Origin of the sequence: Nonomuraea sp. NPDC049486 (genome assembly GCF_040676925.1) — a bacterium.
GTDB classification, from domain to species: Bacteria; Actinomycetota; Actinomycetes; order Streptosporangiales; family Streptosporangiaceae; genus Nonomuraea; species Nonomuraea ferruginea.
Genome location: NZ_JBFAPV010000001.1, coordinates 744302 through 757460, shown reverse-complemented (window position 1 = coordinate 757460; position 13159 = coordinate 744302). Strand labels below are relative to the sequence as shown.

Here is a 13159-nt window from a genome sequence, read left to right as displayed (position 1 = left end):
CGGCCGTCCCTTGACGGTCAGGTGGCGAGCAGGTGTTCGCGCTCGCCGGTGAGGTCGCCGAGGCGCCGGGTCAGGTCAGCCTGGCCCTGGGCGAGCGTCCGGAGCGAGTCGTCGATCCAGGCGGACATCTCGGCCACGGCGGTGCGGGTCCTGTTGATGCGCTGGTGCTTGAGCGCGTCGGTGATGATGTTGTCGAAGAAGACGTCGGCGAACCAGCGGGTGTCCACCTCCGGCATCTTCGGCCGGACGGCCCAGCCGAGGTCGGCCAGCTCCCTCGCGAACGTGTCGAGCGCCTGCTGAGCCTGCCACGTGGCCTGGTCGGCGGTGACGAGGTGCTCTCGCTCGACGGCGTCGGCGAAGACGCCGCCGCCGAACATGTCCCAGGTCGAGGCGCCGCGGGCGTGCTCCAGCTGCGTCAGCACGTGGCCGACCCACTGCCCCGCCGCCTTGCCCGCCTGCAGGGCCTCGTCGTGCTCGCGCAGGTCGGCCTGTGTGTCGGCCATCAGGCCCGACAGCTCCATGAGGCGCCGCCCGCGCTGGTCGCCCCGCTCGACGAGGAGGCGCTCCTTCTCGGACAGCAGCCGCTGGTAGTCGTCGGCGGCCCCCGCGGTGGCGGCGAGGTCGCGCTCCGTCTCGCCGAGGTCGCCGGTGAGGGCTTCCAGTCTCGCGCGCTGGCCGTCGAGGCGCTCCCCCGCGAGCGCCGCCTCGGCCCGCTCCCGCGTGAGGCGCTCCTCCCTGGAGCCGGTCAGCCTGGCCATGAACGCGGACAGGCCGCCCTCCAGACGTTCGACGTCTCGCCGCTCCTTGGCCAGCTGCTGCTCCAGCTCGGTCACCAGGTCGGCGACCTCCCGGATCTGCCGCCCGAGCGAGGAGCGCCGCGCCGCCAGGTGGTCGAACCAGCGGACTCGGTCGTGTGCCTCCCTCAACCTGCGGTCGAGGTCTTCGAATGGGTCCACATCAGGTCCTACGAACGACCGGCCCCGGTCGTTCCCCGCCGGAGGGCGTCAGGCCGCGATGGAGGTGACGGCGGCTCGGGCGGGGGCCTGGGTGGCACAGAGCCAGTCGTTCAGTGAGCCGGTGAAGCCGGCCGGGGGGCCGACCTTGAGGTAGGTGACGGGGCCGGCGTCGCCCGCCGGGCCGACCTTCAGGCGTCTGATGCTGCCGCCTCCGGGTGAGGGGGCCGGCGCGCAGGGGGTGAGGCGGACGCCGAGGGGGGCGGGCGGGAGGGGGAGGTGGTCGTCGATGGCGCGGCGGCGGGCCCCGGGGTGGGCGGCGGCGAAGGCGAGGTGGCCGGCGACCAGGCGGGCGGCCACCGTACGCAGGAGGTTGGTGGCGCACAGGGTGTGGGCGCAGGCCGCGCCGTCGAGGGTGATCTCCGGGAGGGCGAACCTGCGCAGCCCGCGGGAGGTGACCATGAGGCCGTCGCAGGCGCCGGCGCCCGCCGGGTCCCACGGCGAGCAGGTGGCGTCGTCGTGGACCTGGACGTCCCAGCCGAGCCAGCCGTCGGCCAGGTGGAAGGCGGTGGGCTCCGGGTCGCGGGCGGGCAGGACTGCGCCGGTCAGCGGGTCGGCCAGGAGGCCGCCGTACGCCTGGGCGAGGGCGCGGGCGACGGCCCTGGCGGCCTGGACGGCGGCCGGTTGGTCGTGGGGCGGCGCGGCGGAGGAGACGGTGAGGTGCTGTCTGGAGCGGCGCAGCAGGCGGCGCTCGCCGGGGGTGAGGGCGACGGCGGCGGGTTTCCACGGGGTGGGGTGGTGGGTGAGCCGCAGGCGGCGGGAGCCGAGCGCGGCCATGGCGGCCTTCCTGTGGGGGCCGGTCAGCTGCCAGGGCTCGAAGGCGCCGCCGATGAGCGTGACGACGAACAGGGACGTCAGGGTGACGGGCAGGGGCAGGACGATCTTCACGAGGGCCTCCGGTGGTCGGGACCCCAGGATCGGCGAGAGCGCGCCGGGCACGCGGGCACGAACCAGGTTCTGGGGATGACGAGCGCGGAGCGACACCCCCTGTGGACGACCGCCGGCCGCCAGTCGGACCCCCGAAGAACGGACCGGGTCACCGACCGCAGAGCTGGTCGACACAGGAACGGATCGGGCCTTCAGCCGGAAGGGCGGTGGACCACCAGGGACTGGCCCGGGAGCCGTACCCCCTGCCCGTCCTCCGCCACCGGCTCGTCCGACGACAGCAGCAGCCCGCCCAGCGGCACCGGCACCGTGACCGTGTCCGTGCTGAAGTTCACGCTCACGCACACCTCGCCCCGCCACACGACCAGCCACTTCCCCGCCGGATCGGTCTCCACCCTGACCCGGTCGAGGCGCGGGTCGGTCAGTTCGGGCAGCGCCTTGCGCAGCGCGATCAGGTCGCGGTACCAGCACAGCAGCGACCAGTGCGCCTCGTCCTTCAGCTCCTGCCAGTCGAGCTTGCAGCTCAGGAACGTCTCCTCCGCCGACGGGTCGGGCGCCTCCCACGTGTAGCCGAAGCCCTCGAACTCCTTCTCCCTGCGCCCGCCCTCGCTCTCGCGCAGGTGGGGCTCGGCGTGGTCGGAGAAGAACAGGAAAGGCGTCCCCGCCCCCCACTCCTCCCCCATGAACAGCATCGGCGTGAACGGCGAGGTCAGCAGCAGGCCCGCGCCGAGCTTGAGCGCGGGCATCGGCAGCCGGTCGCCCATCGGCCGGTTGCCGATCTGGTCGTGGTTCTGCAGGCAGGCGACCAACCGGTGGCCGGGGACGCCGGTGTAGGGCCGGCCGTGGGAGCGGCGGCGGAAGCTGGAGTAGCCGCCGTCGTGCAGGACGCCGTCGGTGAACACCTTCGCCAGGGCGGACAGCCCGGCGAAGTCCGCGTAGTAGCCGTGGGTCTCGCCGCTCACCGCGGTGTGCAGCGCGTGGTGCACGTCGTCGTTCCACTGGGCGGTCATGCCCAGGCCGCCCGCGTCCAGGGAACGCACCATGCGCGGGTCGTTCAGGTCGGACTCGGCGATCAGCGTCAGCGGCCGGCCGGTCGCGCACGACAGCGCGTCCACCTCCTCGGCCAGCTCCGCCAGCAGGTGGGTGGCGCGCTTGTCGTGCAGCGCGTGTACGGCGTCCAGCCGCAGGCCGTCGACGTGGTAGTCGCGCAGCCACTGCAACGCGTTCTCGATGAAGTAGCGGCGCACCACGTCGGAGCCGGGCCCGTCCAGGTTGACCGCCTCGCCCCAGTAGCTCCCCTCGAACCCGCCGAAGTACGGGCCGAACGGGTGCAGGAAGTTGCCCGACGGCCCCAGGTGGTTGTAGACCACGTCGAGGATGACGCCGATGCCGGCCCGGTGACAGGCGTCGACGAAGGTCTTGAGCCCGTCGGGCCCGCCGTAGGTCTCGTTCACCGCGTACAGGTCGACCCCGTCGTAGCCCCAGTTGCGGGTGCCGGGCACCGGCGCGACCGGCATGATCTCCACGAAGTCGACGCACAGCTCGACGAGATGGTCCAGCCTGCCGGCGGCGGCCTGGAACGTGCCCTCGGGGGTGAACGTGCCGATGTGCAGCTCGTAGATCACCCCGCCGCGCAGGTCGCGGCCCTTCCAGTCGTGGTCGGACCAGGTGTAGCGGGCGTGGTCGTACACGGCGCTGGGCCCGAAGACGCCCTCGGGCTGCCGGCGGGAGCGGGGGTCGGGGTAGGGGCCGTCGCCGTCGATCACGTACGCGTAGCTGGTGCCGTGCGCGGCGTCCGGCACGTCGAGCGACCACCAGCCGTCCGTCCCGGCGGACAGCCCGCGCCGCTCGCCCAGGACCAGGACCTCGACGGCCGTGGCGTTGGGGGCCCACACGTCAAAGATCATTTCGCTCCAGGAGTGCGACGGGAAGGGAACCGAGCAGGTGGGCCAGGGGGACCCGGCCGGTGTGCACGCCGCCGCCGAACAGGTCGCGCCAGCTGCCCGGCGGCAGCGACAGCGTGGTGCCGCCCCAGCCGCCGCGCCGCTCCAGGCCGACGGGCAGCCGGGTGGCGACGGCGACGGCCCGCGCGCCGACACCGGTCCCGGTGGGGTCGTCGCCGCCTCGGGCGAACGCGATCACGTGCTCCGCCGCCGCGCCGTCCGCGCGCAGCGGCGTGTACGGTGCGGCGGGGCCGACGCGCCGGCGCAGGCGCAGCGCCTGCGTGGTGACCCGGAGCTTGGCGGCGTCCCAGGCGGAGGCGGGGGTGCGCGGATATGTGACGGGCCGCCGGTTGTCGGGGTCGACCAGGGAGAAGTCGGTCGTCTCGTTGCCCTGGTAGACGTCGGGCACGCCGGGCATCATGAGCTGCACGAGCTTGGCCCCGAGCGAGTTCGCCATCGCGTAGCGGTCGATCCGCTCGGTGAACTCGCCGACCGGCAGCCGCACGGCCGCCTCGGCGAACGCGCGCAGCCCCCGCTCGTAGTCCGGGTCGGGGCGCACCCACGAGATCGCGGTCTTGGCCTCGCGCGCCGCCTTCAGCAGGTAGTCGGTGAACCGGCCGGCCGAGATCGGCCAGGCGGCCATGAGGTTCTGCCAGGCCAGGTAGTCGAGCCGGCGGTCGAAGGCGACCTGCGCCGACCACTCCGACACCGCCTTCTCCCACTCCTCGGGCAGCTCCGACAGCACCGAGAGCCGGGCCCGCACGTCCTCCGAGCGCTTGGTGTCGTGGGTGGACAGCGTGGTCATGGTGTGCGGCGGCATGGCCGCGCAGTAGTCGTGGAACTCCTCGACCGGCACGCCGAAGTGGTCCGGCTCCCACCCGACCTCGTTCAGGCACGACAGCGGGAACCACCGGTAGAGCGCGGTGTCCTCGACCCCCTTGGCCATGACGGGACCGCAGGCCTGCTGGAACCGGGTGATCACCTCGGGCGGCCCGTGCAGGACCTGCTCGACGAGCGGGTGGACGGCGGAGGAGCAGACCGCTGCCGCCCCCTCGACGATCTCGACCGACACGGCGGGCGGCGGCTCGCCCGGCACCACGTACGCCCGGTAGACCGGCATGGCGGCGAGCAGCTCGGCGACCGCCGCCGGGTCGCAGGAGGCGGCGCGGGCCAGCCGGCTCACCTCGGCGCCGAAGAACAGGTCGACGACCTCCTGCTTGGCCAGGGTCATGACCTGCCGGTAGTCGGCGGGCTCGCCGGTCAGCCGGGTGAACAGCTCGACCAGCGGCCGCTTGCCACCGGGGTCGACGAACAGGCCGGTGACCCGGTTGAGCGTCTCGTAGCCGGTGGTGCCGTCGCACGCCCAGTCGGCGGGCAGCCGCTCCTCCCCGATGAGGATCTTCTCCACGACCGTCCAGGTGCCGCCGGACCTGGCGCGCAGCCGTTCCAGATAGCCTCGGGGGTCGGCGAGGCCGTCGGGGTGATCGACCCGCAGCCCGTCGGCCAGCCCTTCGTCGAGCAGCCAGAAGATCACCTCGTGGGTGGCGAAGAACACCTCCGGGTCCTCGGCCCGCAGCCCGATCAGGGTGGACACGTCGAAGAAGCGCCGGTAGCCGGGCCCCTCCCGCCAGTCGACCAGCCGGTAGTGGCCCGGATAGGGGAACTCGTGCTCGTGGTAGCGCAGCACGTCGCCGTCGACGACCGGCTCGGTGTCGTCGCCGAGCACGGGCAGCGCGACCTTGCCGTCCTCCCACTCGATGTCGAACCAGCGCGCGTACGGGGACTCCGGGCCGTCCTTCAGCACCGACCAGAACGCGGCGTTTTTGGTGTTCATGTGGTTGGGCACCAGGTCGAGCACGACGCCGAGATCGTGCGCCGCGAGCTGCTCGGCCATCTCGCGGAAGCCCTTCGCGCCGCCGAACTCCTCGCGGATCCTGGAGTGGTCGGTGACGTCGTAGCCGTGCAGGGAGCCGGGCGTCGCCTGGAGGATCGGCGACAGGTAGACGTGGCTGACCCCGAGGTCGCGCAGGTAGCCGGCGATCTCCGCCACCTGGGCGAAGCCGAAGTCGGGGGTCAGCTGCAGCCGGTAGGTCGAGACGGGCCTGGTCAGGGAATCAGACACGGCGCAGCACCCGCACACTCCGCCCCGGCACCGCCACGCCCTCCCCGGCGCGGCACATGCGCACGTCCAATCTGATCGGCATCGCGGTGTCTATCTCGGTCTGCCACATCTCGCCGTAGTCCTTGGGGATCGTGAAGCGGATGGTGTCGTGGTGCGCGTTGAACAGCAGCAGGAACGAGTCGTCCCTGATGGGCCGGCCGCGCCGGTCGGGCTCGGTGATGGCCTCGCCGTTGAGGAAGACGGCCAGCGACTTGGCGTAGCCGACGTTCCAATCGCTGTCGGTCATCTCCTCGCCCGACGGGGTGAGCCAGGCGATGTCGCTGAGCCCCCGTACGGGCTTGCCGTAGAAGAACCGCCTGCGGCGGAAGACCGGATGCTTCTTGCGGAGCGCCGCCAGGCTCTGGGTGAACTCCAGCAGCAGCCAGTTCTCCCGCACGTCCGACCAGTCGACCCAGGTCAGCTCGTTGTCCTGGCAGTAGCCGTTGTTGTTGCCCTGCTGGGTGCGGCCCAGCTCGTCGCCGTGCGACAGCATCGGCACGCCCTGCGACAGGAACAGCGTGGTCAGGAAGTTGCGCTTCTGCTGCTCGCGCAGGGACTCGATGGCCCAGCCCGCCGGGCCCTCCGCGCCGCAGTTCCAGGACCGGTTGTCGTCGGTGCCGTCGCGGTTGCCCTCCTTGTTGGCCTCGTTGTGCTTGTGGTCGTACGAGACGAGGTCCCGCAGCGTGAAGCCGTCGTGGCAGGTGACGAAGTTGATCGAGGCGGCGGGGCGGCGGGTGTCGGCCTGGTAGAGGTCGCTCGACCCGGTGAAGCGGGAGGCGAACTCCGGCATCGTGGCCGGCTGGCCGCGCCACAGGTCGCGGATGGTGTCGCGGTAGCGGCCGTTCCACTCGGTCCACCGCGACGGGAAGTTGCCCACCTGGTAGCCGCCGGGCCCGACGTCCCACGGCTCGGCGATGAGCTTGACCTGCGACAGCACCGGGTCCTGCTGCACCAGGTCGAAGAACGCGCTCAGCCGGTCGACCTCGTGCAGCTCCCGGGCCAGCGTCGAGGCCAGGTCGAACCGGAACCCGTCGACGTGCATCTCGATGACCCAGTAACGCAGCGAATCCATGATCATCTGCAGCACGTGCGGTGAGCGCATGAGCAGGCTGTTGCCGGTGCCGGTGGTGTCCATGTAGTAGCGCTTGTCGTTGTCGACCAGCCGGTAGTAGTTGGGGTTGTCGATGCCGCGGAAGCCCAGCGTCGGCCCCAGGTGGTTGCCCTCGGCCGTGTGGTTGTAGACGACGTCCAGGATGACCTCGATGCCGGCTTCGTGCAGCGCCTTCACCATGGCCTTGAACTCCAGCACCTGCTGGCCGCGCTGCCCGGTGCTGGAGTAGCGGTTGTGCGGCGCGAAGAAGCCGATCGAGTTGTAGCCCCAGTAGTTGGACAGCCCGCGCTGCTCCAGGACGTGGTCGGTGACGAACTGGTGGACCGGCATCAGCTCCAGCGCCGTGACGCCCAGCTTCGTCAGATGGTCGGTGATCACCGGATGGCCGAGCGCGGCGTAGGTGCCGCGCACCCGCGCGGGGATCTTCGGATGGCTGATGGTCAGGCCCCGCACGTGCGCCTCGTAGATCACCGTGTCGTGGTACGGGGTCGCCGGCGGCCGGTCGTGACCCCAGCCGAAGAAGGGGTTGACGACGATCGAGCGCGGCACGTACGGGGCCGAGTCGAGGTCGTTGCGGGTGTCGGGATGCCCGAACCGGTAACCGTACGCCGCCTCGTGCCAGGTCACCCCGCCCTCGATCGCCATCGCGTACGGGTCGAGCAGCAGCTTGTTCGGATTGCAGCGCAGCCCGTGCGCCGGGTCGTACGGACCGTGCACCCGGTAGCCGTAGCGCTGGCCGGGGCCGATGCCCGGCAGGTAGCCGTGCCAGATGAAGCCGTCGACCTCGGTGAGCTTCACCCGCTCCTCGCGGTTGTCCTCGTCGAACAGGCACAGCTCCACCGCATCCGCGACCTCGGTGTAGAGCGAGAAGTTGGTGCCGGCGCCGTCATAGGTCGCCCCGAGCGGGTAAGGATCTCCCGGCCAGATTTCGATCATCGAGGCTTCCTCCCGGTCCCTCCCATGTTCCGTTCCCCCGCCCTACCGGACAAGCCCGGCCTCGTTTCCCTCTGACGCGACCAGTACCTTCCCCTCGTTCCGCTCCGATCACCTCGTAGTGCTCCAGCCGCACTTCGAGATCTCGATCTGGTCGAGGCCGGGACGTAAGACAGCTACCGCACTGAGCATCTGGGACGGAAACCCCGCTACGACTGGACCCCGATCACCCTCTAGCCTCGGGCTTTCACGGGGAATTTGAGCCGAACTGATCGTTTACATGAGAAAAGTGCCTTTGAGCTGGGAGGATAGGGCTTGTCGAAGGTCCTGTCCGCGCCAGAGCAAGAGGCACTTTTCACGTGCAGACTATCGCGTCCAACCGCAAGATCAGCCTGTCCGCTGACGCAAACGGTCTCCTGTCCCACGCAGGCGGCCTCCTCCTCACCCGGACGCTGGCCACCACCGGCCTGAACCGGGCGCTGTCACACGAACTGGAGCGGTGGCGCCCCTCACGCGCCGTGCACGACCCAGGCAAAGTCATCGCTGATCTCGCCCTCACTCTCGCCCTGGGCGGAGACTGCCTGGCCGACATCGCCCTGCTGCGCTCCCAGCCCGAGCTGTTCGGCCCCATCGCCTCCGACCCGACCGTCTCACGCCTGATCGACCGGCTCGCCGCCGATGAGACCCACGCGCTGAAGGCCATCCGCACCGCCCGCGCCACCGCCCGCCAGCGCGCCTGGCACCTGGCCGGCGCTCATGCCCCCGGAGCCGACGCCCAGCCCGTGATCGTCGACCTCGACGCCACCATCGTCATCTCCCACTCCGACAAGCAGCACGCCGCCCCGACCTGGAAGAAAAGCTACGGCTTCCACCCGATGACCGCCTTCGCCGACCACGGCCCCGGCGGCGGTGGAGAACCGCTGGCCCTGCTGCTGCGGCCCGGCAACGCCGGCTCCAACACCGCCGCCGACCACATCGCAACCACCCGCCTGGCCCTGGCCCAGCTGCCCCGCGCCCAGCGGCGCAACGTGCTCATCCGCACCGACTCCGGCGGCGGCACCCACGAGTTCCTGAACTGGCTCACCCGCCCCGGACGATGGCTGAAGTACTCCATCGGCTTCACCATCACCGACGACATCGCCACCGCCATCCTCAAACTGCCCGCCACCGCCTGGACCCCCGCCTACAACGCCGACCGCCGGCCGCGCCCGGGCGCGTGGGTCGCCGAGCTCACCGGCCTGCTGGAGCTGACCGGCTGGCCCAAAGGCATGCGCGTCATCGTCCGCAAAGAACGCCCGCACCCCGGCGCCCAGCTGCGCTTCACCGATCTAGACGGACACCGCTTCACCTGCTTCGTCACCGGCACCCAAGGCGGCCAGCCCGCCGACCTGGAACTACGCCACCGCCGCCGCGCCCGCGCCGAAGACCGCATCCGCGCCGCCAAGGACACCGGCCTGCGCAACCTGCCCCTGCACGACTTCGCCCAGAACCAGATCTGGCTCGAGATCGTCGCCCTGGCCTGCGAACTGCTCGCCTGGATGCAGATGCTGGCCCTACACGGCACCGACGCCCGCCGTTATGAGCCCAAACGCCTGCGGTTACGTCTGTTCGCCGCCGCCGGACGCCTGGTGCGCGGTGGCCGTCGCCTGCGCCTGCGCCTGCGCATCGCCACGCGATGGCCCTGGGCCGGCACACTCCTGACCGCCCTGGCCCGGCTCCAAGCCCTGCCAGCGCCGACCTGACCAGCACGAAACCATCCCCACGAACCAGGAAGGAACCCTCGGGCCCTGGAACCCCGCCCACCCGGCGCGACAGCCGGGCAGCCACGCTGACCACAGCGAGGAAATCGATCTCCAGCCGAAGACCTCAGCCGACCAACTCAAGGTCGAGAAAGATCGAGGCTAGAAGCCCTGCACACAGCAGGCCCTCAGAGGCAGCCCGCGAATTCCCAGCGTGCTGAAGCCGGATCCGGGCTGTCGTTCACCGCACGAGCTCGCTTTCCGAGCATGAAAGATCGATCAATGTCCCCAAGGCGACCTCTTGGCAATTTCCATTCCTACGCCTAGCCTATGACCAGCGATTAAAGCGCGATCGCGTGCTGCCAAAGGCAATTGCCAGGGTTTCCCGCATCAGAACGGGGTACCATCTACAACGCGAAGGCATTCGGAGGCGCTCCACCAAAGCGTTGACTAGGCCCAACAGCGAGAGGCTCCGCGTCAGCCCTCGGCCAAGTGACAGACGCGAAGCCCCTCTTTCGGTCGGCCTCGGTGGTCATCTTTGGTACGAGACCATCAAGGTCGGCCGCTGTGCATGCTCCCCAGCGCCTGCACGATATCGGCTAGAGCCTTCATCGTTTCCGCAACCGCGATAACGAGAACGGGCCATAACGGCTCGTCCGCGCCACCTCGGTCGCCACCCTGCGACGGCATCAAGGTCACCTCCTCCCCTAGTGAACGGCCCTCGGCGGACCTAGGTACAGCCGAAGAGCGAACACAAGTGGGAGAACGACCCCGAAGGGAGCAAGGTAGAGATTCCCCGTTTCAGCGCCTTAGCCTTACGAGTAACGAAACCCTCACCCTAACGAATGCGCCCGGCAGTACTGGCATGCAACCGGGTTTTGGAAGCGGCTCTATAAGACCTTGCTTGCTGATCAACCTTTGAAGGCAGTACTCCGCTGACGCACGAGGGCGATCGAGTCCTTCGGGCTGAGGGCCACCGCACGGAGTTGATTGAGCACTTCACGAAAGCGCGCGAGCTGGGCCGGCTTTTCCTGGAAGATCTGACCGGCCAGCGTGTCCATGTAGACGGTGTCGGCCACACCCGCGCTCGGGTCGAACTCCAGCAACATGAATGCGCTGTCGAGCGCCATGTGCGCGCCCACCGTGTACGGCACCACCTGCACGGTGATGCGCGGCGCCGCGGCCATCTCGGCGACCTGGTCCAGTTGGTCGGCCATCGTCTGCTCGCCCCCGATGTGGCGGTGCAGCGCGGACTCGTCCAGCAGGACCCAGTAGCGTGGCGGCTTCGTCTTGCGCAGCACGTTCTGGCGCTTCATCCGGTAGGCGACCCGATCCTCCCGCACAGACGGATCGATCTGGGGGAGGAAGCCCTGGATCACCGCCCGCGCGTAGTCCTCGGTCTGGAGCAGGCCGGGGATCGTGGTGGTCTCGAACTCGGAGATCGCGATCGCGTCGTTCTCCAGCCCGGGGACGGGCCGGAAGTCCACGTCCTCGCCGTCCTGCCACCAGCCCTGCTCGCGGGCGTCCTTGGCCAGGGCCATCAGTTCGGAGGGGTCCTCGACCCCGTACAGCCTGCACAGGTCGCGGACGTCGCGGAGGCTCGCCCGGCGCTGGGCGGTCTCGATACGGCTGATCTTGGCGGCGGAGCAGAGGAGCGCCTCGGCGACCTCGGCGATGCTCATGTTCGAGTCGTGCCGCAGATCGCGCAGCCGGTTGGCGAGCTGGCGCTGGCGGAGTGTGGGGTTGGCGCCGGTCATCATGCCCGGTCCATCGTCGCCACCCGGCTTACGATCATGTCGGTGCTCCCCTCCGCAGGCTGGGCCATCGAGGTCAGGTAGTCGATTATCTCGCGGAAGCGATGAAACTGCTTGTCCTGGCCCAAGGAAGAAGTGGCCCTCGGGATGGTCTCAGTCTCGAACTCCTTAGCCGGGAAGCACGGTCGAAGCGTATATAGCCGGCAACGGGACGGTGCAGCAGGAATTCGTCGTCAGCGCGACCAGGTGCGGTGAACCGGTGACCGTGATCCGGCCCTGACATTTCATCCGCGCCTCGAGCCGATCACCTTGATCGAATCGCGCCTATCGGGCTCATGCAGGCCATCATTCAGCGTCGGCCCTCGGTTCGGGCGTGTGGATCAAACTGAACTGCTGGCTGCCTCAGCCATCGCCGATCACGTGGAGCTGATACAGCAACCTTTCCAGCTCCCCGATTGACAACCAGGATCCCGAAACGCGCCGCTTGAGTATTAAGGCAAGAGCTGATGCAATTGCCGATGGTGATTGCATCAGAACGTATCTGAAGCTGGATCGGGGAACTCCACCTCCAGCATCGGCACGCGCGCGAGGCAACTCATCGTAGACGCCTACCGTCAGCAAGTCAGGAGGGGCACATGATGTCGAATCCCCAACCGGAACTCTGCTGGAAGACTCCCTCCTGCAACAACGGTAGCTGCATCGCCGTGGCGATGTTGCCCGACGGCCGCATCGCCGTCCGCGACACCAAACATCGCGACGGCCCCGTGCTGAACTTCTCCGCCGAGGCTTGGGAGGATTTCATCGAGAAGCTCAAGAAGAGTGGCCCATCCACACCTGGCGTAACATCAGCTTGATAGCTTGCTGATGAGACTACGATGGCTCTTTCACAGCCATAGAGACACTCTGAGAGGTTCCGCATGAGCTCTCCGCAGGCTCCCCATAAGCCGCATTGGCTCTCATGCAACAACGGAAATTGCGTACAAGTGGCGCAATATGATGACAAAATCCTCATTCGCGACAGCAAGGATGCTGAAGGCGCGACGCTCTCGTTCGATCGCGAGGAGTGGGAAGAGTTCCGGGACGCGGTCAAAGCCGGACGCTTCGACGCCGTCTGAAACCCTGTGTTGACCTGTGCTTGGCCGCCTACATACGGTTGCCTGCTATGGCTGGTTTCAGAAAATTCCTGCTGCGCGGCAACATCGTCGAGCTGGCGGTGGCCGTCATCGTCGGCGCGACCTTCAGCGGGCTCGTGCAGGCCCTCGTCCGCGACCTGATCACGCCGCTGATCGGCGCCGTCACCGGGGGGCGCCAGCCGGACTTCGCGCAGTACTCGTTCACCGTCAACGGCAGCGAGTTCAAGTACGGCGACTTCCTCAACCACCTGATCACCTTCCTGATCATCGCGGCGGTGGTCTACTGGCTGGTCGTGCTGCCGATGACGCGGCTCGTCACCCTGTTCGACCGCGACAAGGCGGCCACCACGAAGGAGTGCCCGGAGTGCCTGGGCGAGATCCCGATCGAGGCCCGCCGGTGCATGCACTGCACGATCCAGCTGGTGCCCGAGACGGAGAAGCCGGCCGCCACCACGTAGCGACGCCACGCCGGGCGGGCTGCGTCAGG

General features: G+C 69.2%; 10 protein-coding genes. 4 read left to right on the top strand and 6 right to left on the bottom strand.

Going from position 1 to position 13159, the window contains the following annotated elements; translation table 11 throughout:
- Positions 1-17: 17 nt before the first annotated feature.
- The 5 genes from AB0K05_RS03515 to glgX form a co-directional block, all read right to left on the bottom strand.
- Positions 18-956 carry a hypothetical protein gene (locus tag AB0K05_RS03515; protein ID WP_271275452.1) on the bottom strand — a complete coding sequence of 313 codons (939 nt, stop codon included), beginning with the start codon at positions 954-956 and terminating at the stop codon, positions 18-20.
- A 48-nt stretch (positions 957-1004) separates the two neighbouring features.
- Positions 1005-1901, bottom strand: coding sequence for a hypothetical protein (locus AB0K05_RS03510; RefSeq protein ID WP_271275453.1), 897 nt, complete (start codon positions 1899-1901; stop codon positions 1005-1007).
- A gap of 191 nt (positions 1902-2092) precedes the next feature.
- Positions 2093-3805, bottom strand: a complete 1713-nt coding sequence (gene treZ / locus AB0K05_RS03505; RefSeq protein ID WP_364226301.1) for a malto-oligosyltrehalose trehalohydrolase — start codon at positions 3803-3805, stop codon at positions 2093-2095.
- Positions 3795-5963, bottom strand: a complete 2169-nt coding sequence (treY, locus tag AB0K05_RS03500; protein ID WP_271275455.1) for a malto-oligosyltrehalose synthase — start codon at positions 5961-5963, stop codon at positions 3795-3797. The genes treZ and treY overlap by 11 nt, the downstream gene beginning before the upstream one ends.
- Entirely contained in the window at positions 5956-8049 is a 2094-nt protein-coding gene (gene glgX, locus AB0K05_RS03495; protein ID WP_148033950.1) for a glycogen debranching protein GlgX, read from the bottom strand. The genes treY and glgX overlap by 8 nt, the downstream gene beginning before the upstream one ends.
- A 356-nt stretch (positions 8050-8405) precedes the next feature.
- Here glgX and AB0K05_RS03490 point away from each other — a divergent pair, with 356 nt between their 5' ends.
- Positions 8406-9788, top strand: coding sequence for an IS1380 family transposase (locus tag AB0K05_RS03490; RefSeq protein WP_364226297.1), 1383 nt, complete (start codon positions 8406-8408; stop codon positions 9786-9788).
- Between the two features lie 908 nt (positions 9789-10696).
- Here the strand turns inward: AB0K05_RS03490 and AB0K05_RS03485 are convergent.
- Entirely contained in the window at positions 10697-11545 is an 849-nt protein-coding gene (locus tag AB0K05_RS03485) for a helix-turn-helix transcriptional regulator (protein WP_271275457.1), read from the bottom strand.
- 629 nt (positions 11546-12174) lie between these two features.
- Between AB0K05_RS03485 and AB0K05_RS03480 the strand changes: the two genes are divergently transcribed.
- From AB0K05_RS03480 to mscL, 3 genes are all read left to right on the top strand, one after another.
- Positions 12175-12393 (top strand): DUF397 domain-containing protein, encoded by a 219-nt coding sequence (locus AB0K05_RS03480; protein WP_271275458.1) that lies wholly within the window; start codon positions 12175-12177, stop codon positions 12391-12393.
- Between the two features lie 63 nt (positions 12394-12456).
- A complete protein-coding gene (locus AB0K05_RS03475; protein WP_271275459.1) occupies positions 12457-12654 on the top strand; it encodes a DUF397 domain-containing protein in 198 nt (65 codons plus the stop codon).
- 47 nt (positions 12655-12701) lie between these two features.
- Entirely contained in the window at positions 12702-13130 is a 429-nt protein-coding gene (mscL, locus tag AB0K05_RS03470) for a large conductance mechanosensitive channel protein MscL (protein ID WP_148033954.1), read from the top strand.
- Positions 13131-13159 lie beyond the last annotated feature (29 nt).